Origin of the sequence: Streptomyces sp. NPDC086519 (assembly GCF_040686075.1) — a bacterium.
Taxonomy (GTDB): Bacteria; Actinomycetota; Actinomycetes; order Streptomycetales; family Streptomycetaceae; genus Streptomyces; species Streptomyces shenzhenensis.
Genome location: NZ_JBFBJL010000002.1, coordinates 119,046 through 142,282, shown reverse-complemented (window position 1 = coordinate 142,282; position 23,237 = coordinate 119,046). Strand labels below are relative to the sequence as shown.

The following is a 23,237-nucleotide window of genomic DNA, read 5'->3' as shown; positions in this document are numbered from 1 at the left end:
TGCCGGGATCTTCCGTCGTGCGGCTGTCGCGCCGTTGTGGCTGGTCGCGCAGTTCCCCGCGCCCCTTACGGGGCGCTGTCGCGGACGCCTGTCGATACGTTCGCGCGCCCTGACGGGGCGCTTTTCCCTGAGGAGATTTCATGCACAGCACCCTGATCGTCGCCCGGATGGAACCGGGCAGCAGCCAGGAGGTCGCCCGGCTTTTCGGGGAGTTCGACCGGACCGAGATGCCGCACCTCATGGGCACCCGGCGCCGTGAGCTCTTCGCCTACCGCGGGCTGTACTTCCACCTCCAGCACTTCGACACCGACAACGGCGGCGAGCTGATCGAGGAGGCCAAGACCGACCCGCGGTTCGTGCGGATCAGTGCGGACCTGAAGCCGTTCATCCAGGCGTACGACCCCGCCACCTGGCGGTCTCCCGCCGACGCGGTCGCCACACGCTTCTACGACTGGGAGGGCCGGGCGTGAACGCCAGGCGAGTGGTCATCACCGGGGTCGGTGTCATCGCCCCCGGCGGTGTCGGCACCAAGAACTTCTGGAACCTGCTCAGCGAGGGCCGCACCGCGACCCGTGGCATCACCTTCTTCGACCCGTCCTCCTTCCGGTCCCGGGTCGCCGCCGAGGTCGACTTCGACCCGGAGGAGCACGGGCTGAGCCCGCAGGAGATACGGCGGATGGACCGGGCGGCGCAGCTGGCCGTCGTCAGCGCCCGCGAGGCCCTCGCCGACAGCGGGCTCGACCTGTCCGGCGCCGACCCCTACCGGGTCGGGGTCAGCATCGGCAGCGCGGTCGGCGCGACCATGGGCCTCGACCAGGAGTACCGGGTGGTCAGCGACGGCGGCCGGCTCGACCTCGTCGACCACACCTACGCCGTCCCGCACCTCTACAACTACCTGGTGCCCAGCTCGTTCGCGGCGGAGGTGGCCTGGGCGGTGGGCGCGGAGGGCGCGGCCACCGTCGTGTCCACCGGGTGCACGTCCGGGCTGGACTCCGTGGGCCACGCCGTCGAGCTGATCCGGGAAGGCTCGGCCTGCGCGATGATCGCCGGCGCCACCGACGCCCCGATCTCCCCGATCACCCTGGCCTGCTTCGACGCCATCAAGGCCACCACCCCGCGCAACGACGACCCCGAGCACGCCTCCCGCCCCTTCGACGGCACCCGCAACGGGTTCGTGCTGGGGGAGGGGTCGGCCGTCTTCGTCCTGGAGGAGCTGGAGGGGGCGCGGGCACGCGGGGCGCACATCTACGCCGAGATCGCCGGGTACGCCTCCCGCTGCAACGCCTTCCACATGACCGGGCTGCGGCCCGACGGCGCGGAGATGGCCGAGGCCATCACGGTCGCCCTCGACGAGGCCCGCCTCAACCCGGAGGCCGTCGACTACATCAACGCGCACGGCTCCGGCACCAAGCAGAACGACCGGCACGAGACCGCCGCGTTCAAGAAGAGCCTCGGCGACCACGCCTACCGGACCCCGGTCTCCTCGATCAAGTCGATGGTCGGGCACTCGCTCGGCGCGATCGGCTCCATCGAGATCGCCGCGTCCGTCCTCGCCATGGAGCACAGCGTCGTGCCCCCGACGGCCAATCTGCACACCCCCGACCCCGAGTGCGACCTGGACTACGTGCCGCTCACCGCCCGTGAGCACCGCACCGACGCGGTGCTCACCGTGGGCAGCGGGTTCGGCGGCTTCCAGAGCGCGATGGTGCTCGCCCGACCGGAGAGGAGCGCGGCCGCATGACGACGCGGACCGTGGTGACCGGGCTCGGCGTCGCCGCGCCCAACGGCCTTGGCACGACCGACTACTGGGCCGCCGCCCGAGCCGGCAAGAGCGGGATCGGCCGCATCACGCGGTTCGACCCGTCCGGGTATCCGGCGAAGCTGGCCGGTGAGGTGCCCGGGTTCAACGCCGGTGAACACCTGCCGAGCCGGCTGCTCGCGCAGACCGACCACATGACCCGGCTGGCGCTCGTCGCGACGGACTGGGCGCTGGCCGACGCGGACGTGAACCCGGCCGACCTGCCCGCCTACGACATGGGCGTCGTCACCGCCAGCTCCTCCGGCGGCTTCGAGTTCGGGCAGGGGGAGCTGCAGAAGCTATGGAGCCAGGGCAGTCAGTTCGTCTCGGCATACCAGTCGTTCGCCTGGTTCTACGCCGTCAACAGCGGCCAGATCTCCATCCGCAACGGGATGAAGGGCCCGAGCGGGGTGGTCGTGTCCGACCAGGCCGGCGGGCTGGAGGCGCTGGCGCACGCACGCCGGCAGATCCGGAAGGGGACGCGGCTCATCGTCTCCGGGGCGATCGACGCGTCCGTCTGCCCGTGGGGGTGGGTGGCGCAGCTCGCCAGCGACCGGCTGTCCACGTCGGAGGAGCCGGACCGGTCCTACCTGCCGTTCGACTCCGCCGCGGCCGGGCATGTGGCCGGCGAGGGCGGGGCGATCCTGATCCTGGAGGCCGAGGAGACGGCCGTACGGCGCGGCGCCCGGGTGTACGGGGAGATCGCGGGGTACGGCGCGACGTTCGATCCGGCGCCGGGGACCGGGCGGCCGCCGGGGCTGCGCAAGGCGATCGAGCTGGCGCTCGCGGACGCGGGCGCCGACGCGGCCGACGTGGACGTCGTGTTCGCCGACGCGGCGGCCGTGCCGGAGCTGGACCGGGTGGAGGCCGACGCGCTCAGTGACGTGTTCGGGCCGCACGGGGTGCCGGTGACCGCGCCGAAGACGATGACGGGGCGGCTGTACTCGGGTGCGGCGCCGCTGGACGTGGCGACGGCGCTGCTGGCCGTCCGGGACGGGGTGGTGCCGGCGACGGTGAACGTCTCGCCGGAGGCGGGTTATGACCTCGACCTGGTGGTGGGCGAGCCGCGGCTGACCGAGGTGCGGACGGCGTTGGTGCTGGCGCGGGGGTATGCCGGGTTCAACTCCGCGATGGTGGTGCGGGCGTAGGCCGCCGACGAGCGTAGGGGCTTGTGCGGTCGTTCGGCCGCGGGTGCGCGGGGGCTGGTCGCGCAGTTCCCCGCGCCCCTTCGGGGCGCCTCAGCCGCGGGCAGTCGTGCCGCAGGGCGGCACGGGTGGGCGCGGCGGCACCCGGCCGGCGCCGGTGAGCGTCCCCCCCCCCAACCTCAGCCCCCCAAAGACCCGCCCGTCCTCCCGGCCCCCGCCGTCTCTCCCCCGCCAGGGGACCGGCAGGGCGGGCGTTCCCATGCGTGCCCATTCGTAGTCGTGAAAGGAAGATCACCGTGGCAACTCAGTCCTTCACCCTGGACGACCTCAAGCGGATCCTGCTGGAGGCCGCCGGTGCCGATGAGAGCGTCGATCTCGACGGGGACATCCTCGACACCGACTTCGAGGAGCTCAGCTACGAGTCCCTCGCCATCCTGGAGACCTGCGGGCGCATCGAGCGGGAGTACGACATCACGCTGGACGACACCGTGGTGACCGAGGCCAAGACGCCCCGCGAGCTGCTGGCGCTCGTCAACGCGCAGCTCAGTGACGTCGCCGCCGCGGCCTGACCTCTCTCCCCTCCCCTCCGGCCGCCGGCGCCCGCCCTGACCGGGCGCCGGCGGCCTTCCCATGCCCCTGAAAGGGAGCTGCAGACATGTCCGAACAGCAGCAGAGGGTCGCCCTGGTCTCCGGGGCCACCAGCGGAATCGGTCTCGCCACGGCGCGGCTGCTGGCCCAGCAGGGCCACCGCGTGTTCATCGGCTCCCGCGACGCCGGGAACGTCGAGCGGACCGTGAAGGAACTGCGCGCGGACGGGCTGGACGTCGACGGGACGACCCTCGACGTGCGGTCCGCGCTGTCCATCGAGAACTTCGTGCGGGCCGCCGTGGAGCGGTACGGCACCGTCGACGTGCTCGTCAACAACGCCGGCCGGTCCGGCGGCGGGGTGACCGCCGACATCGACGACGAGCTCTGGTACGACGTCGTCGAGACCAACCTCAACAGCGTCTTCCGCCTCACCCGCGCCGCCCTCACCACCGGCGGCATGCGGAACAAGAGCCGGGGACGGATCATCAACATCGCGTCCACGGCCGGGAAGCAGGGCGTCGTGCTCGGGGCGCCGTACTCCGCATCCAAGCACGGGGTCGTCGGGTTCACGAAGGCCCTCGGCAACGAGCTGGCCCCCACCGGCATCACCGTCAACGCCGTCTGCCCGGGGTACGTGGAGACGCCCATGGCGCAGCGGGTGCGCGCCGGTTACGCGGCCGCCTACGACACCAGCGAGGACGCCATCCTCGACAAGTTCACGGCGAAGATCCCGCTCGGCCGCTACTCCACCCCCGAGGAGGTCGCCGGCCTGGTCGGCTACCTCGCCTCCGACACCGCCGCCTCCATCACCGCGCAGGCCCTCAACGTCTGCGGCGGCCTCGGCAACTTCTGAAAACCCCGGCACCCTCAAGGAGTCACCCATGTCCGAGCCGAAGGAAGTCGAGCACGAGATCACGATCTCGGCGCCGGCCGCCGAGGTCTACCGGCTGATCGCCGACGTGGCCAACTGGCCGCGGATCTTCCCGCCGACCATCTACGTCGACCACCTGGAGCGCTCCGGGAACGAGGAGCTGATCGGCATCTGGGCCACCGCGGGCGGCCAGGCCAAGAACTGGACCTCGCGCCGCGTGCTGGACCCCGAGGGCCTGCGGATCACCTTCCGCCAGACCGTCTCCGCCCCGCCCGTCGCGAGCATGGGCGGCACCTGGATCATCGAGCCGGTCGACGAGGGGACCTCGCGGGTGCGGCTGCTGCACGACTACACCGCCGTCGACGACGACCCGGCGGGGCTGGCCTGGATCGACGAGGCCGTCGACCGCAACTCCCGCTCCGAGCTGGCCGCGCTGCGGACGAACGTCGAACTCGCCACCGCCTCGGACGAGCTGACGTTCTCCTTCGAGGACACCGTCCAGGTCGACGGTGCCGCCAAGGACCTCTACGACTTCGTCAACGAGGCCGACCGCTGGTCCGAGCGGCTGCCGCACGTGGCGACCGTCCGGCTCACCGAGGACACCCCGGGCCTGCAGACCCTGGAGATGGACACCCGGGCCAAGGACGGCTCCACGCACACCACCAAGTCGTACCGGGTCTGCCTGGACGGCCGGAAGATCGCCTACAAGCAGACCACCCTGCCGGCCCTGATGAACCTGCACACCGGCTACTGGACCTTCCGCGAGACCGACGAGGGCACCTTCGCCTCCTCGCAGCACACCGTCGTGCTGCGCCCCGAGAACATCGCGAAGATCCTCGGCCCTCAGGCGGGAGTCGCCGAGGCCCGGGAGTACGTGCGGGGGGCGCTCAGCACCAACAGCCGCGCCACCCTGAACCACGCCAAGGCGTACGCCGAGGCGAGGCGCTGACCCATGGCCGGTGCCGACACGGTCGACACGCACGTCCTGGTGGTCGGCGCCGGCCCCGTCGGGCTGATGCTCGCCGGGGAGCTGCGCCTCGGCGGCGCCGACGTGACCGTCCTGGAACGGCTGGCCGCCCCGACGACGGAGTCCCGGGCGTCCACCCTGCACGCCCGGACGATGGAACTGCTGCGGCAGCGCGGCCTGCTGGACGGGCCCGGCGGTTTCAGCGACCCCGAGCCGCCGCCGAACGAGCCCCGCGGCCACTTCGGCGGCCTCCCCCTCGACCTCACCCTGCCCAGCAGCCACCCCGGGCAGTGGAAGGTCCCGCAGACCCGCACCGAGGAACTCCTCGGCGCCTGGGCGGCGCGGCTCGGGGCGCGGGTGCTGCGGGGCCATGAGGTCCTGGAGCTGGCGCAGGAACCGGACCAGGTCCGGCTCGTCGCCGAACACCAGGGCGTCCGGCGGGAGTTCACCGCCCGGTACGTCGTCGGCTGCGACGGCGAGCAGTCGGCCGTACGACGCCTCGCGGGCATCCCCTTCCCCGGCGACGACGCCGGACGGGAGCTGATCCGCGCCGACGTCGACGGCATCGACATCCCGAACCGGCGGTTCCAGCGGCTGCCGAACGGGCTCGCCATCGCCGCCCGGCGCGGCGACGGTGTCACCCGGGTGATGGTCCACCGGTTCGGCACCCCGCCGCGCACCGGGCGGGCCCGCTTCGCCGACATCGTGGCCGCCTGGCGGGACGTCACCGGCGAGGACATCGCCCATGGCACCCCGCTGTGGGTGAACTCCTTCGGCGACGCCTCCCGGCAGGCCGAGCGCTACCGCGCGGGCCGGGTGCTGCTCGCCGGCGACGCGGCCCACCAGCAGATGCCGATCGGCGGCCAGGCCCTCAACCTCGGTCTCCAGGACGCCGTGAACCTCGGCTGGAAGCTCGCGGCCACCGTCCTCGGCCGCGCCCCGGCGGGGCTGCTGGACACCTACCACGACGAACGGCACGCCGTCGGCCGCCGCGTCCTGTCCAACATCCGCGCCCAGGCCCGGCTGCTGCTCGGCGGGCCCGAGGTGGAGTCGCTGCGCTCGGTCGTCGGCGAACTCACCTCGTACGAGAAGGTCCGGGCGCACCTCGCCGGGATGATCAGCGGCCTCGACGTGCGGTACGGGGCCGCCGAGGGCGACGAGGCCGCACCGGCCGGCGCGCGGCTGCCCGAGCTGCGGCTCGACTCGGGAGCGAGCACGGCCGAACTGCTCCGCCCGGCCCGCGGGTTGCTGCTCGTGACCGACCCGGCGCTCGCCGCGGCGGCGGAGGGCTGGTCGGCGTCCGTCGACACCGTCGTCACCCGCCCCACCGGCCCCCTGGAGGGCCACGCCGCCGTGCTCGTACGACCGGACGGATACGTCGCCTGGGCCGGCGACAGGGCGGACGGCCTGCTCCCGGCCCTCGCCCGCTGGTTCGCACCCGACCGGCGCACCCCCCACCCACCACAACCGACCGTCAGGAGAAGGAAGATGGGCAACCTGACCGGAAAGACCGCGCTCGTCACCGGCGCCAGCCGGGGCATGGGCCGGGCCACCGCCGAACGCCTCGCCGCCGACGGCGCGCTGGTCGCCGTGCACTACGGCAGCAGCGCGGAGGCCGCCGCCGAGGTGGTCGCCGGGATCGAGAAGGACGGCGGGCGGGCGTTCGCCGTCGGGGCCGAACTGGGCACGCCCGGTGACGTCCACGAGCTGTTCCTCGCGCTGGAGGCGGGACTCAAGGAGCGCACCGGCGAGACCGAGCTGAACATCCTGGTCAACAACGCGGGCGTGATGGGCGGCGTCAAGGCCGAGGACACCACCCCGGAGCAGTTCGACCGGATCTTCGCCGTCAACGCCAGGGCGCCGTTCTTCGTCATCCAGCGGGCGCTCGCCAACATGCCCGACGGCGGCCGGATCGTGAACATCTCCTCCGGCCTGACCCGGTTCGCCAACCCCGACGAGATCGCCTACGCCATGAGCAAGGGGGCCGTCGAACAACTGGCCCTCCACTTCGCCAAGTTGCTGGGCCCGCGCGGGATCACCGTCAACAGCGTCGCGCCCGGCATCACCCGCAACGGCAACCCGCTGTTCGACATCCCCGAGGCCGTCGAGGCCATGTCCGCGCTGTCCGCCTTCAACCGCGTCGGCGAGCCACAGGACGTCGCCGACGTCGTCGCCTTCCTCGTCTCCGACGACGCCCGCTGGGTCACCGGCTCCTTCGTCGACGCGAGCGGCGGCACGCTCCTCGGGTGACGCGGTGACCAGGACCCTTCCGTCACCGGTCGCGACCGGCCCGGACGAGCGGTTCGGCCCCCGGCTGTGGGGGCTGCTGCTCGTCCTCGCCGGCAACATGCTCATCGACGCGCTGGAGGTGTCCGTGGCGGTGGTGGCGCTGCCCGCCATCGGCACGGACCTGGGACAGCCGCCGACGGTCACCCAGTGGGCGATGACCGGCTTCGCGGCCGGCTTCGGCGGCCTGCTCCTCTTCGGCGCCCGCGTGGTGACCCTCCTCGGCCGCCGCCGCGTCTACCTGGCCGCCCTCCTCGCCTTCGCCGCCGCCTCCGCCCTCAGCGCCCTCGCCCACGACCCCTGGCTCCTCCTGGCCACCCGCCTGCTCAAGGGCTTCTGCGCCGCCCTGACGGCCCCCACCGGCCTGGCGATCATCACCAGCACCTTCCCGGAGGGCCGCCCGCGCTCCCGGGCGGTCTCCGTCTACACCCTGTTCGGCGCGGGCGGCTTCACGGCGGGGCTGGTCCTGTCCGGCTGGCTGACAGAGACGTCCTGGCGCTGGGCCTTCGCTTTCCCGGCGCCGGTGGTGCTCCTGCTGTTCGCGCTCGGGCTTCGCCTGATACCGGGGGAGCCGCCGGGCACCGCAAAGGGAACCGGCCCGGGCGTTGCGAGCGCCCCAAAGGGGCGCGGGGCTGTGTCGGATATGCGGCTACCGCCGCGTGGGCGCGACCAGCCCCCACGGCGCCGCGCTTGGACCACGACCGCCCGCCGTTACGACATCCCCGGCGCCCTCACCTTCCTGGGAGCCCTCCTCGCCCTCGTCCAAGGCATCACCCAACTCCCGGCCCACGGCTGGAGCGACCCGAGAGCCGTCGGCCCGCTCTGCACGGCTGCCCTCTTCGCGCTGGCCTTCTGGCAGATCGAGCACCGCTCGGCCCACCCCCTGCTGGCCATCGGCCCCTCGCTGCGCCGCAACCCCGCCCTCATCCGCTCCGCCGCCGGCGCCGCCTGTCTCAACGGGTCCTACCTGGGCCTCCTGTTCGTCCTGACGTACCAGACCCAGACCCTCGCCGGCTGGTCCCCCCTGCGCACCGCGCTCGCCCTGCTCCCGGCCGCCGCGCCCCCGGCGCTCACCGCGCCGGCCGCCGGCCGCCTGGTCGCCAGGTTCGGTGCCCCGCCCCTCATCGCGGCCGGCGCCGCCTGTGCCTTCGCGGGCTGTCTGCTGCAACTACGGCCGCACGCATGGCCGTTGGACTACCCGGGCCGGATGCTGCCGACCCTCCTCCTCATCGGCGCCGCCTTCGTGCTCTCCTTCGCCGCACTCAACATGCAGGCGATGTCCCGCCTCGCCCCCGCCGACCGGCTCACCGGCAGCGGCCTGTACCAGACGGCCGTACAGCTCGCCGCGCTCCTCGCGGTCGCGCTCGTCGCCGCCCTGCTCGCCGCCCACGCGCCGACGCCCGGCGCGGGTCCGGCCGCCGCGGCCGCCGCCTGCCGGCCGGCGCTGACCCTGGTCGCCGCCCTCGGCTTCCTGGGCCTGCTCGTCGGCCTCACCGGCCTGATCCGCACCCCACCCCCACCCTCCTCACTCCACCACGGGGAATGACCATGGACCAGACAACCCAGACCTGGGTCTTCGACGACCTGGACGACGAACTCGACGACCTCGACTACGAGTTCGAGCACGACCAGATCGTCGAGGTGGTGCCGCCCAGCCTCACGCACCTCGCCTCCGTCGGCCTCGCCGAACGCACCCGGCTCATCGACGCGTACGTCCGCGGCGAACTCGCCCGGGTGCTGCGGGTGGCCCCGGAGAGCATCGACACCGTGGGCCGCCCGATGAACAGCCTGGGCATCGGGTCCATCACCGGCCTGGAACTCCAGCGCCGGATGGAGGCCTCGCTCCGCGTCGACGTCAACCTGAACCGGCTGCTGCGCGCCAACAGCGCCGCCGAACTGGTCGACTGCCTCGCCGGACAGCTCGGCCCGGAGGACAGCCCGCACAAGCACGCCGGCCGGGACGAGCACCACCTGGTCACGCACGTGCCGAGCCCGAGGTGATCGGGCAGATGCCGGTCCTGGAGTTCGGGACGGCCACCCTCGCCGCCGGGCCGGCACTGCCCGCGGCCGGGCACCTGGACGTCTGGCTGGTCCGCCGGGCCGCCCTGGAGACCGCGGCCGAACTGCTCGACCTGTCCGAGCTGAGCGAACCCGAGCGCCGGCGGACCGCGTCCTTCGTCCGGCCCGCGGACGGGGTGACGTACGCCTCCGCGCATGTCGCCCTGCGCCGGCTGCTCGGCGCCTACCTGGGGCTGCCCCCGCAGGACGTGCCGTTCGTGCGGGAGCCCTGCCCGGGCTGCGCCGAGCCGCACGGCCGGCCGGCGGTCGCCCACCCCGACCCGCCGCTGCACTTCTCCCTCGCGCACAGCCACGGCATGGCCGTGGTCGCCGTCTCGCGTACGGTCGTCGGCGCCGACGTGGAGCGACTCCCGCGCGCCGAGACCGTCGAGGTCTGCACCCCGGCACTGCACCCGGGGGAGCAGGCGGAACTGGCCGCGCTCGGCGACGCCGGGGAGCGGCGCGCGGCCTTCGGGCGGCTGTGGACCCGCAAGGAGGCCTACCTCAAGGCACTCGGCACCGGGCTCTCCCGCGACCCCGGCCACGACTACCTGGGCGCCGACCCGGACCGCAGGCCGGCCGGCTGGACGCTCCTCGACCTGCCGTCCGGGCCGCGGCACAACGCGGCCGTCGCGGTGCGCGGCGGGGCGCCCGACCAGGTCACCGTGCGCTGGGTGCCGCCGACCGCGCTGTACGCGGGCGAGACGGTCGACCTGGACGCCGACGGGACGGTGGGCGTGCCCGTGGGCGTGACCACCCGAGTATCCGACTGGGGAGCGTGACCCGCCAATGTCACTCGAACAGCAGACCGACCGCCCGAGCCTGCACGACCGTGAGCACCGCGGCCAGTGGACCGCCGCCGAGCGCATCGAGGAACTCGGCCTGATGAAGGAGGCCGCCCGGCACGGTGATCCGCTCGCCACCGAGCGCCAGCACGCCAAGGGCAAGCTCACCGCGTACGAACGTATCGAACTCCTGCTCGATGAGGGGTCGTTCAACGAGGTCGAGATGCTCCGCCGGCACCGCGCCACCGGCTTCGGCCTGGAGAAGAAGCGGCCGTACACCGACGGCGTGATCACCGGCTGGGGCACGGTCCACGGCCGTACCGTCTTCGTCTACGCGCACGACTTCCGCATCTTCGGCGGCGCCCTCGGCGAGGCCCATGCCCAGAAGATCCACAAGATCATGGACATGGCCATCGCGGCGGGTGCGCCCCTGGTGTCCCTCAACGACGGCGCCGGCGCCCGGATCCAGGAGGGCGTCTCCGCCCTCGCCGGCTACGGCGGCATCTTCCAGCGCAACACCAAGGCGTCCGGTGTCATCCCGCAGATCAGCGTGATGCTCGGGCCGTGCGCGGGCGGCGCCGCCTACTCGCCCGCCCTGACCGACTTCGTCTTCATGGTGCGGGACATCTCCCAGATGTTCATCACCGGCCCCGACGTGGTGAAGGCGGTGACCGGCGAGGAGATCACCCAGAACGACCTCGGCGGCGCCGACGTCCACGCCGGTGCCTCGGGCGTGGCCCACTTCGCCTACGACGACGTGCGCAGCTGCCTGGAGGACGTGCGGCACCTGCTGTCGCTGCTGCCGTCCAACAACCGTGACCTGCCGCCCCGTTCGGTGACCGCCGACCCGGCCGACCGGCGCACCGACCGGGTGGTGGAACTGGTCCCGGACGACCCCGGGCGGGTCTACGACATCCGGGCCGTCATCGAGGAGATCGTCGACGACGGCGACTACTTCGAGATCCAGCCCGGCTGGGCCACCAACGTGGTGTGCGCGCTGTCCCGGCTGGACGGCGACGTGGTCGGCCTCGTCGCCAGCCAGCCCGCCTCGTTCGCCGGGGTCCTGGACATCGACGCCAGCGAAAAGGCGGCGCGGTTCGTGCAGTTCTGCGACGCCTTCAACATCCCGCTGGTCACCCTGATCGACGTACCGGGCTTCCTGCCGGGCGTGGACCAGGAGCACAACGGCATCATCCGGCGCGGCGCCAAGCTGCTCTACGCGTACTGCAACGCCACCGTGCCGCGGATCTCCCTCGTGCTGCGCAAGGCCTACGGCGGCGCCTACATCGTCATGGACTCCCGGTCCATCGGCACCGACCTCGCCCTGGCCTGGCCGTCCAACGAGATCGCCGTGATGGGCGCCGAGGGCGCGGCGAACGTCATCTTCCGCCGGGAGATCGCCGCCGCGGACGACCCCGAGTCCACCCGCGCGCAGAAGATCAAGGAGTACCAGGCGGAGCTGATGCACCCCTACTACGCGGCCGAGCGGGGCCTGATCGACGACGTCATCGACCCGCGCGAGACCCGCTCCACCCTGATCCGCGCCCTCGCGATGCTCCGCAGCAAGCAGGCCGACCTGCCGTGCCGCAAGCACGGCAACCCGCCGCAGTGAGCGCGCCGGAGAGCGTGAAGGCCCCGGGCGGCGCGGACGGTGCCCTGGTCATCAGGGTCGTGAAGGGGCAGGCGAGCGCCGCCGAGCTCGCCGCCCTCACCACCGTCCTGCTCGCCCGCGCGGCCGCCCTCGCCGCGGTGGACCCCTGCCCCCTGGAGCCCCGCCCGGTGGCCGCCTGGCGCCGCCCGGAACGCCTGGCGACCCACCGCGACCCCCGAGGCTGGCGCGTCACCGGCAGCCGCGCGGCCTGACCGGCGGCGCGCACGGCTTTACCAGCCGCCGTGCGGCTGACCGGCGGCCAGACGGCGTGGCCGGCCCCCTCGACCGAATCCCCGACCGAATCGGAGTCACGGACCCCATGACCTCCCCGCCCCTCGACCGCACCGACACGCTCTCCGCCCTGCGCTCCGAACTCGACTCTCTGCGGGTCGAGTTCGGGGCTCTCGCCGACCGTGCGGCGGTCGCCGAACTGATCGACCGCTACATCACCCTGCTCGACACCCAGGACGACCACGGCTTCGACCCCACCTGGCCGGTCACGGTCTTCACCCCGGACTGCCGCCTGGAGTTCCCGGTCGGCGCCGTCGAGGGCCGGGACCAGGCCGCCGCCTTCCACCACGACCGCAAGTCCCGCTTCGCCCGCACCCACCACCTGGCCGCCAACTACGGCATCCACGTGTCCGGGGACACCGCCCGCGTCCGCGTCCACCTCATCGCGTCCCATGTGCACCACGAGGACGGCCCGGACCCGGACGGCCGCTTCGACATCGGCGGCTACAGCGAGGGCGAGGCGGTCCGCACCCCGGACGGCTGGCGGCTGCACCGCTGGCGGTTCCGGCTGCTGTGGTCCGACGGCGCCGGCCCCCGCCCCGGCCCCGACCCCCGCGAACTGCGCAGTTCCCAGCCCCGACCACGCCACCCGAAAGGACGATGAGACCGTGTCAGGCATACCAGCCACCACCGCGCTGAACCTGGGCGCCCTGCGCGACACCTCCGGCGACGACCGACGGCAGGCATTCGAGACGTTCCTCTGCCAGAACCTCGCCCGACACCTGGACATCCCCCCGGCCCACCGCATCGCCCGCAACCGCCCCCTCTACACCCAGGGCATCGACTCCCTCACCGCGCTGACCCTCCAGCGCACCCTGGAGGCGGCCCTGAACATCCCGGTACCGGCCCACCATCTGCTGCGCGAGCAGTCGGTCGGCGAACTGGCCGCGACCCTGAGCGAGTTGGTCGACCGCAGCTGAGCCCCGGGACGGCGCCACCGGTGGCCGGGCCCGGTCCCACCGGTGGCCTCGGGCACCCGGCGACGGAGACAACGTTGTCGCCCGAGTACTCGCGGCCGTTCGCGAGTGAAAGCCGTCGGGGCGCTTGCTGTCACTTCCTGCGCCCATCGGCTGGAATCTGTGACGCTGCCCCCGCGGGGGCGGAGACGGGGATGGCGGGACGCCGACGTGGCCGTGGCGCCCGGTCAGGGGCCGCGGCCACGGACTCGCTCAGCGCGCGTGCGCTGTTCTCACGACGTCACCGGTGGATCATCCGGCGACGCCCGCCGCGCGCCCCACCGTCCGGGTGACAAAGTTGCCGCGGCTGCCGGCTGCCGGCGGCCCGGACGCGCAGCGTGACGTACCGCGCCGGCGCGGGGGCCCTCAGGGGGACGGCGACCTTGCCGTTGCCCCGGCCGCTGAGGCGGGCCGTGGTCCAGGGGGCGCCGTCGTCGTAGGACGGTTCCACCTTCCTGGTGGCGAGCGCCGCGGGCGCCTATCTGGGCGGCCGAGTCGCTGAGGGTCGCCTCGGCCTTACCGTCGAGCCACACCTTCGCCACGCCGCCCTCGAACCCGGGCTGCGCGTCCTGGCCGCCGCCCGAGACGTCCGCGTCACGCCCCCGCGCCCCATTGCCCGTTTCCCGACGCGCGCCGAGCATGCGGGGGCGGCTCCTCGTAGGAGCCGGTTTCAGCCGGAGTCAGCCGGACTCCCGCACCCCCGGCCGAGGCGGGGCATGCTGTGAATCGGTACCGGCCGGACGCGGTATGGCCTGCGGAAAAGTGGCCAATCCGACCTGCTGTCAGTGGCGCCCCCGGCAGGACTCGAACCTGCGGCCAAGCGCTTAGAAGGCGCCTGCTCTATCCACTGAGCTACGGGGGCCGGTTGTGCTGGCCTCGTACGTACTGCCCTGGTGGGGGCGGGTCCGTGACGTTGCCGGGGACAAGGATAGGACTTGCTGATCCGTGTCCCTGTTGCTTCGCCTCCGTGGCTCAATGTGGAGGTTCGGTGAAGCGGTCCTGATAATCGCAGGCAGGTACGAATCGTGCATCGCTTTTGGCGCCTGGCGCACCGGGTGTTGTGCACTCGTTATGCCTGGACTGTGCCTCCGTCCCGGTCGCCCCTTCCGTCCGTTGTGTCCTGTCGGCGCGCAGACATGTCTATATGCTTCAGAATTCCCCTAAAATTGGGCATTCTTCGCATGTGGTGACCTTGGACGTACGGCCTCAGCTGCTCGACACACTCTCCGCCCTGCGCGACCGTGTCGCTGCCGCACGCTTCCCGCTGCCCCTGGCGGGGGCTCCACGCGCGCGTGCCAACCGCGACGAACTCCTCGCACAGCTCGACGACTATCTGGTGCCCCGCCTCAGAGAGCCCGAAGCGCCACTTCTGGCCGTCGTGGGCGGCTCCACGGGCGCGGGCAAGTCGACCCTCGTCAACTCACTCGTGGGCCGCCGGGTCAGCGAGGCGGGCGTGCTGCGGCCGACCACCCGCACGCCGGTCCTGGTCTGCCATCCGGAGGACCATCACTGGTTCAGCGGCATGCGCGTGCTGCCCGACCTCACTCGCGAGTGGGTACCGCACCAGGAGCCCCGCGACGACCTCCTCCTCCCCGGCGAGAACCCCGCGCGCGTGCTGCGCGTGGAGACCGCGGAGAGCATCCCCCGCGGCCTCGCCCTGCTCGACGCCCCGGACATCGACTCCCTGGTCGTCGACAACCGCGTCCTCGCCGCAGAACTCATCTGCGCCGCCGACGTCTGGGTGATGGTGACCACGGCAGCCCGCTACGCCGACGCCGTCCCCTGGTACCTGCTGCGCACCGCCAAGGAGTACAACGCCGCCTTGGTGACCGTCCTCGACCGGGTCCCGCACACGGTCGTCTCCGAGGTCTCCCGGCAGTACGGCGCCCTCCTCACCAAGGCCGGACTCGGCGACGTACCCCGGTTCACGGTGCCCGAGCTGCCCGAGTCGGCCTGGGGCGGCGGGCTGCTCCCGGCCACCGCGGTCGCCCCGCTGCGCGCCTGGCTCCTCCACCAGGCCCAGGACCCCGGCGCCCGCAGCCACACCCTGGCCCGCACCGCCCACGGCCTCCTCGACTCCCTCAAGGCCCGCCTGCCCGAGCTGGCCGGCGCCGCCGCCGCCCAGTACGCCGCCACGCTGCGCCTGACCTCCGCCGTCGACACGGCGTACGACAGCGAGCACGCGCGCGTGCGAGGACGCCTGCAGAGCGGAGCCGTCCTCGCCGGCGACGCCCTCAAGCGCTGGCGCGCCTACCCCCTGGACTGCACCGCCGGTGAACTCCTGGACGCCCTGGCAGAGAGCCTCGCCGCCCTGCTGCTGTGCGCCGTCACCGCCGCCGACGAACGCGTCGACGACGCCTGGCGCCGCGAGCCGGCCTCCGCCGCCCCCGGCCTCGCCGACCGCGACCCCTCCCTGGAGAGCGCCGAGCACCGCATCGGCCTCGCCGTCCGGCGCTGGCGGCGCGAGCTGGAGGAGTACGCCGAGGACGAGGTGCGCGAACTCGACCGCGGCGTCGCCCCGGACTCCGAGGCCGTCGCCGCCCTGGTGGCCACCGCGCTGCTCGGCGGACGGCGTACCAGGGCGGCGGGGGAGCGGCTCGCCGAGCGCATCGGCGCCCATGGCGCGCTGCGGCTGCGTGACCGGGCGGGACGGCTGCTCACCGAGCACGTGGACCGCGTCCTGTACGCCGCGCGCGAGCGCCGCCTCGCCCCGCTGGACGCCCTCGATGTGCACCCCGAACCCCAGTCCGAACTCATCGCCGCCCTGTCCGTCCTGCAGAAGGAGAGGTGACCGGTGACCGCCGTCACTGACCACGACCACACGGATCACATGGAACGCATGGATCACACCAGTGACTACACCGGTGACCACGCCAGCGACGTCGAGACCGGCCCGACCGCGGCGGACTCCGCACCGGACGCCGGACGGGAGTCCGTACGGGAGTCCGGACGGGAACGTGTCCCGGACGGCGCCCAGCAACGGGACGGGACCGAGGGGGAGCCCAAGGGGCCCAAGGGGCCCCACGCGTCCGCGGGCGCCGGCAGAGCCACCGAGCGCCCGCGAGCCGCCGAAGCCATCGGATCTCCGCAGGCTCCCGAGGCGGCCGAGGCCGCCGCCGGAACCGAGAACGTCCCGCACGCGCGCGTGCGGGACCAACAACGGGAGCCGGCCGACGACGGCCCGCCCGCCGCCGACGATCCGGCCGCCGACGACGCGTGGGACGACGGCCTCATCGCCCGCCGCGTCACCGAGACCGCCAAAGCCGCCGTCCCCGTCCTGGAGCCCCGCGGCCCCGGCGCCCCGCCCCCCGCCCCGCTCGCGTACGACGGCCCCCTGCGCTCCCGCCTCGACGCACTGCGCGAACTGGTCGGCCTCTCCCGCACCCGCCTCGACAGCAACACCCTCGCCGAGGCCGGCCGGGTCCTGGACGAGGCGGCCACCCGGCGCCGGCTCTCCGGCCAGCACACCGTCGTCGCCCTCGCCGGCGCCACCGGCAGCGGCAAGTCCCAGCTGTTCAACGCGCTCGCCGGAGTCGCCATCTCGGAGACCGGGGTGCGACGGCCCACCACCGCCGCGCCCATCGCGTGCAGCTGGAGCGACGGCAGCGCGGCCCTCATCGACCGGCTCGGCATCCCCGGCCGGCTGCGCCGCCGCCCCGTGCACAACCCGGAGGCGGACGAGCAACTGCGCGGCCTGATCCTGATCGACCTGCCCGACCACGACTCGGCCGCCGTCCAGCACCGCGAACAGGTCGACCGGATCCTGAAACTGGTCGACGCGGTGATCTGGGTCGTCGACCCCGAGAAGTACGCCGACGCGGTCCTCCACGAGCGCTATCTGCGGCCCATGGCCGGCCACGCCGAGGTCATGTTCATCGTCCTCAACCAGACCGACCGGCTGCCCGGCGAGGCCAGGGACCAGGTCCTGGACGATCTGCGCCGGCTGCTCGACGACGACGGCATCGCGCTCGGCGAGTACGGCGACCCGGGCGCGACCGTGCTCGCGCTGTCCGCGCTCACCGGCGACGGCGTCGGCGAACTGCGCGATGTGCTCGGCCAGTTCGTGTCCGAGCGGGGCGCGGCGGCGCGCCGTGTCGCCGCCGACCTGGACGCCGCCGCGGCCCGGCTGCGCCCGGTCTACGCCACCGGGCGGCGCGCCGAGCTCAGCGAGGAGGCGCGCGACGAGTTCGCGGCGCGGCTCGCGGACGCGGTCGGCGCCACCGCCGCCGGCGAGGCCGCCGAACGGGCCTGGCGGCGCAACGCCAACCGGGCCTGCGGCACGCCCTGGCTGCGGCTGTGGCGCTGGTACCAGAAGCGCGGCGAGCCGCCCACCGGGCGCCTGCGGAAGGCCCAGCCGGAGGAGGAGGCCACGGCGCGGCAGCGCGTCGAGCAGGCGGTGCGCACGGTCTCCGAGCGGGCCTCGGCCGGGCTGCCCGCGCCCTGGGCGCAGGCGGTGCGCGAGGCGGCCGTACGCGGCTCGCAGGGCCTTTCGGAGGCGCTCGACGAGCTGGCCGCACGGGCCGGGCTGCCGCCGGGGCGGCCACCGCGGCCGGGCTGGTGGCCGGTGGCGGTGCTCACCCAGGCCGCCATGACGCTCCTCCAGGTGCTCGGCGGGCTGTGGCTGGTCGGGCAGATCGCCGGGGTGATGGCGCCCAACCTGGGCGTTCCGGTGCTGTTGATGATCGCCGGGATCGTCGGCGGACCGCTGGTCGAGTGGGGCTGCCGGATCGCCGCCCGCGGACCGGCCCGCCGGTACGGCCTGGAGGCCGAGCGCCGGCTCCGGGAGGCGGCGGCCGGCTGCGGACGGGCCCGGGTCCTGGACCCGGTGGCGGCGGAGCTGCTGCGCTACCAGGAGGTGCGGGAGCAGTACGGGAGGGTGACACGGGCGGGCGCCGGAGTGAGGTGACGCGGGCGGGCGCCGGAGTGAGGTGCCGCGGGCGAGGCCGGCCGGGATCGGGTGTCGCGGGCGGCGCCGGGGCCGGGGGACGCGAACGGATCGGGGCCGGGGGACGCGGACGGGCCGGGGTGAGGTGAGGCTCCGGCCGGGGCCGGGGCCGGGGGCGCGGGTCACCCGTCCGGGCGGTGGAGTTTTCCACAGGTCGGCGGTGGTCCACAGCGCCCGGCGGACCCGGGCCGGCGGCGGCAGTCTGGTCCCACGGCGATCACGACGCACATGGGCTGCACCCCGATGTACGAGGATGCGCGCGAATGCACCCCCGATGTGCTCGGACGGATGCGGGCGCACACGGACACGTTCGGCGAGCGAGAACGCGAACGCGAGCGAGAACGCGAACGCGAACGCGAACGCGAACGCGAACGCATCCCCTGCACGCGGTCGCCGCGGTGGACACAGCCGTACGGGACGGACCCGTACGCGGATCCGCCCGGCCACGGCGGCCGGGCGAGGGAGGGGTTCGTGATGAACGAGACGATGGTCTGCGCGGTGGGCAACGTGGCGACGCAGCCGGTGTTCCGGGAGCTGGCGGCGGGACCGTCGGCGCGGTTCCGGCTGGCGGTGACCTCGCGCTACTGGGACCGTGAGAAGAACGCCTGGACGGACGGCCACACCAACTTCTTCACGGTGTGGGCCAACCGGCAGCTCGCCACCAACGCGGCGACCTCGCTGGCGGTCGGCGACCCGGTCGTCGTGCAGGGGCGGCTGAAGGTGCGCACCGAGACCCGGGAGGGGCAGCAGTGGGCCTCCGCCGACATCGACGCGGTCTCGATCGGGCACGACCTGGCCCGCGGCACGACGGCCTTCCGGCGCACCGGCAAGCCCGACACGACGACACCCGCACCGGCACCGGCGCCACCGAGCCCGGAACCGAACTGGGAGACACCGGCGGAGTCCCCCGACACGTCCGCACAGGCGCAACCGGAACCGGCGGCGGTGACCTGATGTGACGTGAACCACCCCCGCACTGACCGCCCTTGACGGCTTATCGGCGAATGCGCTGCGCGGCGCCCGCCGCCACGACCGCGGTGACCGGGTGGATTTGCCGACAAGCCACGCTCACCGAGGCTCCCGCGATAACGATTGCGGATCGGATCGCTCATCGGACCATCTCACCGGGAAAGGCCGGTCCGGCTGATCCATAGGATGCCGGGCGTGGCCCCCGGGGCCGCTGATTCTGCTGGTGGGACCATCCCCCCCCCGCGTCCAACGGGTCCTGCTCGAAGGGGAATTCTGTGCTCGCTGCGTTCTCTGGTCCTTCGGCGCCCCGCGCGTCCACCAGGCACTACGGCACCGCCGTGGCCGCGAGAGGCATGGCCCGCCTCGCCGCCGCGACCCTGGTGTCCGGGCTGGTGGCCGCCGTCGCGCTGACCGGCGCCGGCCGGGCCGCGGCCGACGACGGGACCGCCGCGAGCCAGAGCGGGGCGACGGCGACCATGGGCGGGCTGAAGACCTACGGCGAGGCCGTGGTCCACGGCGACGGCGGCGACGAGCAGGTGGCCGCGGGCCTGTTCGAGATGTCCGTGGACGGCGGCGGCACGCTCCAGACGTACTGCGTCGACCTCCACAACCCCGCCCAGCGGGACGCCAAATACCGCGAGACCGCGTGGAGCGGCACCTCGCTCGGCGCCAACAAGAACGCCGGCGACATCCGCTGGATCCTGCAGAACTCCTACCCGCAGGTCAACGATCTCGCGGCGCTGGCCCGCAAGGCCGGGGTCGGCAGCCTCACCGAGCAGGACGCGGCGGCCGGCACCCAGGTGGCGATCTGGCGCTACTCGGACGGGGCGGACGTCGACGCCGTCGACCCGCAGGCCGAGAAGCTGGCCGACTACCTGGAGAGGAACGCCCGCGGCCAGAACGAACCGCAGGCCTCGCTGACCCTCTCCCCGGCGGCCGTCTCCGGCCGGCCGGGCGGCCTGCTCGGCCCGGTGACGGTCCACACCAACGCGCGCACGGTCACCGTGATACCGCCGTCCGACGCGGCGCTGAGCGGCGTACGGATCACCGACAAGACCGGCAAGCCGGTCACCACCGCCCAGGACGGCGGCAAGCTGTACTTCAAGGTCCCGGACGACGCCGCGGACGGCTCGGCCGAACTGACCGTCCAGGCGTCGACGACGGTGCCCGTCGGCCGCGCCTTCACCTCCGACAGCCGCAGCCAGACGCAGATCCTGGCCGGCTCCAGCGAGTCGACGGTCGCCGCGACCGCGAACGCGACCTGGGCGGGCCAGGGGTCGATACCGGCACTGTCGGCCGAGAAGGACTGCGCCCGGGGCGGCGTGGACATCACCGCGGCCAACACCGGGGACAAGCCGTTCACCTTCGAGCTGGTGAGCACCGAGTACGCCATCCCCGCCGGCACCTCGCGCACGGTGACCATCCCGCTCCAGGAGGACCAGGCCTACGACTTCACGATCACCGGCGCGAACGGCCTCGAACGCCGCTTCACCGGCGTCCTCGACTGCAAGACCCAGGGCACCGACGCCGGCCTCACCACCCAGACCCTCAGCGAGCCCAGCCCCGCCTCGGTCGGCGGCGCCGGGGCCGACGTCAACCTGGCCGCGACCGGCGGCGACTCCGCGACCGGCGTGATCACGGGCGTGGCCATCGGCCTGGTGGTGATCGGCGGCGCGGTCCTGGTGATCCTGCGCCGGCGCGAGAACCAGCAGACGGACTGACTCCCGGACGGGCACCATGACGGCATGACCACCTCACCCGCACCCCGCACGTCGTCGTCCTCGGACTCCGTCCTGTCCCTGTGGTCGCACGACTCGGTACTGTCGATCGGCTCGGTGGGCTCCGTGCTCTCCATCGGCTCGGTGGGCTCGGCCCTCTCCGTCGGCTCGATCGGCAGCGCCCTGTCGGCAGGGTCGATCGGCTCGGCCCTGTCCCTCGTCTCGGCCGGTTCCTGGCTGAGCACGGGCTCCGTGCTCTCGGCCAACTCCCGCTGGTCCACCCTGTCCTGGCGCTCCACCCGCGCCTTCCGATCAGCCGGAGCGGTGGGAGCGGTGGCAGTGACCGCCCTGCTCCTGCACAAGGCCCTGCACAAGCCCTCCGTCTAGGAGCTCTCCGCCACCCTGGCCCGATGTGCCGCGACCGTCGTCCGGCCCGCGCACGCATCGGACCAGAACCGGCGTGTCGCCGAGTCGCCCGGCCGATCGATGGTCCTCTGACTGCGGCTCCGGCGGCCTCGGGAGCGACTGGGCCCTTGTCGCGCGATGCTCGACGTGCTCACCTTATGAAGTGAGTTACGGGTGGAGCAGACGTTCGCTCGTGCTGCTCTTCGCGGTCTCGGCGGGGGTTCCGGTGGTGCTCGTCCTCGGAGCCGTCACGGGGTGGAGTCATTCAGTGACGGGCGCACCGGCCTGGGCGTCATGGACGATCGCGGTTCTGGCGGTCTTCACTGGTTTGCCACTTGCCTGGTTCTCCACCACGCCGGGTACCAGGAGCGCGACGAACCTCCTGCTCAAGGCCTACCGCCGCGAGGGACTGGAGTATGTCGAGCAGCAGTACCTGTCCAAGTTGGCGCCTCACAGGGCCGGACTTCAGCTGTTCAACCTCGCGCTCGCCCTTGATCGTGCGGGCGATCAGGATGGCGCCCTCGCGGTCTACCGGCGCGCGGCGGACTGCGGATCTCCGCCGGCCATGGCGAATCTGGCGTATTGGCTGAGCCGGCATGGGGAGAAAGCCGAGGCCCAGGAGTGGTACCGCCGCGCAGTGGAGGCCGGATACACGCGGGTTGTGCCAGGAGCGGGGGAACACTGAGCAGGAGAGGTGTGCGCAGGGGGCGAGCGTGGCGGGAGGTCCGGGCCGGTGACAGGCCAGGACCAGGACGGGGGATGATCCGCTCATGCGCATACGACGAGAGGTCCGCTGGGTCGGGTGGGGGCTGTGGCTTGGGTGCCTGGTGTTCTCCGTCTGGTTCTTCGCGGAGGTGACCACGCTGTTCCTGCAAGCCGAGTCCTGGTGACGCAGCGAGGTGTACGTGCCGCCCCGCGCCGCCCGAGGCAGGCAATCCCAGGCCACGGCGTGATCGCGCACCCGCGGAGCGCCGTTCCCGGCTACGGTTTCGCAGAGCCGGCCTGCCGCTGCTCCGTGCCGGTTGCCGGCGGGACCGTCCGGAGCTTCGCCTCAAGCTGCACCCAGGACAGGTGCGGACCCTCGAGCTCGACGACAGCACTCCAGACAGGGGGCAACTCGGTGAACTCCCCGACCGGCTGCCGGTGCATCCGGACCACCCGGGCCGGGGTCATCACGGCTCCCGGTGGGCTGTCCACCGGGAGCACCGAATCGCCGAGGAAGACCCCCCGCTCCAGACTGACGCTGCGGGCGTGGCAGACCACCCGGTGCGCCGAAGGGCGCTCGTAGACGATCAACACGTGCAGCAGGCCAAAGGGCTCAGTGCCCGTCATGGTGCGGATGCCTCCTTCTGGGGTCCGATGCGGACGAGACAGCAATGCCGACCGCACTGAAGGCCGGAGCCCCCGACCTCAGCGCCCTGATCACCCAACCCCACTGCCGGAGTGGTTACGGCGGCGGCTCGATGTCGGCGGAGCCGAGTACACCACGGCGGGTCGGTGCGGCCCGCACACCCGCTCGGTCGACGGGCGAAGCGAGCGGGGCGACGAGTAGCCCTGGCCGTCCCCGGCCGGCGGCTGTGCCCCACGGCAGGCGCACACGCCGACGGCCCCCGACCGTCTCGCCTGGGGCAGGGGTCGTAAACGTCCCCCGGTGGGTGTGGGATCTGAACCCACGGTGGCTCGCGCCACGGCGGTTTTCAAGATTGTTCGTCTGGTGGTTCCCGACTTCCGACGATATCGAACAGGCCCCGTCACCTGGCCCACGAGTCGGCTGGATCCTGGGCCGTCCCTGGGCCGTCCGAGG

The 23,237-nt window shown here is 73.2% G+C and carries 21 protein-coding genes and 1 tRNA gene; 20 read left to right on the top strand and 2 right to left on the bottom strand.

All coding sequences use genetic code 11. The features are described from left to right. The first annotated feature begins 140 nt into the window (after positions 1 to 140). From AB0P24_RS02875 to AB0P24_RS02810, 14 genes are all read left to right on the top strand, one after another. Complete coding sequence (locus AB0P24_RS02875) at positions 141 to 470, top strand: TcmI family type II polyketide cyclase (protein ID WP_234535814.1); 330 nt, start codon at positions 141 to 143, stop codon at positions 468 to 470. Continuing rightward, positions 467 to 1,741 carry a beta-ketoacyl-[acyl-carrier-protein] synthase family protein gene (locus tag AB0P24_RS02870; protein ID WP_365790377.1) on the top strand — a complete coding sequence of 425 codons (1,275 nt, stop codon included), beginning with the start codon at positions 467 to 469 and terminating at the stop codon, positions 1,739 to 1,741. The genes AB0P24_RS02875 and AB0P24_RS02870 overlap by 4 nt, the downstream gene beginning before the upstream one ends. Next, positions 1,738 to 2,946 (top strand): ketosynthase chain-length factor, encoded by a 1,209-nt coding sequence (locus AB0P24_RS02865; protein ID WP_365790375.1) that lies wholly within the window; start codon positions 1,738 to 1,740, stop codon positions 2,944 to 2,946. Before AB0P24_RS02870 ends, AB0P24_RS02865 begins: the two co-directional genes overlap by 4 nt. 293 nt (positions 2,947 to 3,239) lie before the next feature. Next, positions 3,240 to 3,512, top strand: coding sequence for an acyl carrier protein (locus AB0P24_RS02860; RefSeq protein WP_181808217.1), 273 nt, complete (start codon positions 3,240 to 3,242; stop codon positions 3,510 to 3,512). Between the two features lie 86 nt (positions 3,513 to 3,598). Continuing rightward, positions 3,599 to 4,384, top strand: a complete 786-nt coding sequence (gene fabG / locus AB0P24_RS02855; RefSeq protein WP_365790373.1) for a 3-oxoacyl-ACP reductase FabG — start codon at positions 3,599 to 3,601, stop codon at positions 4,382 to 4,384. Positions 4,385 to 4,412: 28 nt separating this feature from the next. After that, positions 4,413 to 5,351: an aromatase/cyclase gene (locus AB0P24_RS02850; protein WP_365790371.1), complete on the top strand. Its 939-nt coding sequence runs from the start codon at positions 4,413 to 4,415 to the stop codon at positions 5,349 to 5,351. Between the two features lie 3 nt (positions 5,352 to 5,354). Then, the gene (locus tag AB0P24_RS02845) at positions 5,355 to 7,619 is read left to right on the top strand and encodes an SDR family oxidoreductase (protein ID WP_365790369.1); all 2,265 of its coding nucleotides are present in this window, start codon (positions 5,355 to 5,357) and stop codon (positions 7,617 to 7,619) included. A gap of 4 nt (positions 7,620 to 7,623) precedes the next feature. After that, complete coding sequence (locus AB0P24_RS02840; RefSeq protein WP_365790367.1) at positions 7,624 to 9,201, top strand: MFS transporter; 1,578 nt, start codon at positions 7,624 to 7,626, stop codon at positions 9,199 to 9,201. 2 nt (positions 9,202 to 9,203) lie between these two features. Further along, on the top strand, positions 9,204 to 9,656 hold the full coding sequence (locus tag AB0P24_RS02835) for an acyl carrier protein (protein WP_365790365.1): 453 nt from the start codon (positions 9,204 to 9,206) through the stop codon (positions 9,654 to 9,656). 8 nt (positions 9,657 to 9,664) lie between these two features. Next, positions 9,665 to 10,495, top strand: a complete 831-nt coding sequence (locus tag AB0P24_RS02830) for a 4'-phosphopantetheinyl transferase superfamily protein (RefSeq protein WP_365790363.1) — start codon at positions 9,665 to 9,667, stop codon at positions 10,493 to 10,495. A gap of 103 nt (positions 10,496 to 10,598) precedes the next feature. Further along, positions 10,599 to 12,110 carry an acyl-CoA carboxylase subunit beta gene (locus tag AB0P24_RS02825; protein ID WP_365790668.1) on the top strand — a complete coding sequence of 504 codons (1,512 nt, stop codon included), beginning with the start codon at positions 10,599 to 10,601 and terminating at the stop codon, positions 12,108 to 12,110. Beyond that, on the top strand, positions 12,107 to 12,361 hold the full coding sequence (locus AB0P24_RS02820) for an acyl-CoA carboxylase subunit epsilon (protein ID WP_365790361.1): 255 nt from the start codon (positions 12,107 to 12,109) through the stop codon (positions 12,359 to 12,361). Before AB0P24_RS02825 ends, AB0P24_RS02820 begins: the two co-directional genes overlap by 4 nt. A gap of 107 nt (positions 12,362 to 12,468) precedes the next feature. Further along, a complete protein-coding gene (locus AB0P24_RS02815; protein ID WP_365790359.1) occupies positions 12,469 to 13,044 on the top strand; it encodes a nuclear transport factor 2 family protein in 576 nt (191 codons plus the stop codon). A 4-nt stretch (positions 13,045 to 13,048) separates the two neighbouring features. After that, the gene (locus AB0P24_RS02810; protein ID WP_365790357.1) at positions 13,049 to 13,360 is read left to right on the top strand and encodes an acyl carrier protein; all 312 of its coding nucleotides are present in this window, start codon (positions 13,049 to 13,051) and stop codon (positions 13,358 to 13,360) included. 822 nt (positions 13,361 to 14,182) lie between these two features. On the opposite strand, the gene AB0P24_RS02805 is transcribed toward AB0P24_RS02810, so the two are convergent. After that, positions 14,183 to 14,258, bottom strand: a tRNA-Arg gene (locus AB0P24_RS02805). A 321-nt stretch (positions 14,259 to 14,579) separates the two neighbouring features. On the opposite strand from AB0P24_RS02805, the gene AB0P24_RS02800 reads away from it, so the two are divergent. The 6 genes from AB0P24_RS02800 (at position 14,580) to AB0P24_RS02775 (ending at position 22,118) form a co-directional block, all read left to right on the top strand. Continuing rightward, complete coding sequence (locus AB0P24_RS02800) at positions 14,580 to 16,187, top strand: dynamin family protein (RefSeq protein WP_365790355.1); 1,608 nt, start codon at positions 14,580 to 14,582, stop codon at positions 16,185 to 16,187. 3 nt (positions 16,188 to 16,190) lie between these two features. Then, positions 16,191 to 18,302, top strand: a complete 2,112-nt coding sequence (locus AB0P24_RS02795; RefSeq protein ID WP_365790353.1) for a YfjP family GTPase — start codon at positions 16,191 to 16,193, stop codon at positions 18,300 to 18,302. Between the two features lie 513 nt (positions 18,303 to 18,815). Continuing rightward, complete coding sequence (locus AB0P24_RS02790; protein WP_365790667.1) at positions 18,816 to 19,295, top strand: single-stranded DNA-binding protein; 480 nt, start codon at positions 18,816 to 18,818, stop codon at positions 19,293 to 19,295. Positions 19,296 to 19,663: 368 nt separating this feature from the next. Then, positions 19,664 to 21,031: a Cys-Gln thioester bond-forming surface protein gene (locus tag AB0P24_RS02785; RefSeq protein ID WP_365790666.1), complete on the top strand. Its 1,368-nt coding sequence runs from the start codon at positions 19,664 to 19,666 to the stop codon at positions 21,029 to 21,031. 24 nt (positions 21,032 to 21,055) lie between these two features. Continuing rightward, the gene (locus tag AB0P24_RS02780; protein ID WP_365790351.1) at positions 21,056 to 21,415 is read left to right on the top strand and encodes a hypothetical protein; all 360 of its coding nucleotides are present in this window, start codon (positions 21,056 to 21,058) and stop codon (positions 21,413 to 21,415) included. 211 nt (positions 21,416 to 21,626) lie between these two features. Further along, positions 21,627 to 22,118, top strand: a complete 492-nt coding sequence (locus tag AB0P24_RS02775; protein ID WP_365790349.1) for a tetratricopeptide repeat protein — start codon at positions 21,627 to 21,629, stop codon at positions 22,116 to 22,118. A gap of 296 nt (positions 22,119 to 22,414) precedes the next feature. Here AB0P24_RS02775 and AB0P24_RS02770 read toward each other — a convergent pair whose 3' ends face one another. Next, complete coding sequence (locus AB0P24_RS02770) at positions 22,415 to 22,765, bottom strand: hypothetical protein (RefSeq protein ID WP_365790347.1); 351 nt, start codon at positions 22,763 to 22,765, stop codon at positions 22,415 to 22,417. Between the last annotated feature and the right edge of the window lie 472 nt (positions 22,766 to 23,237).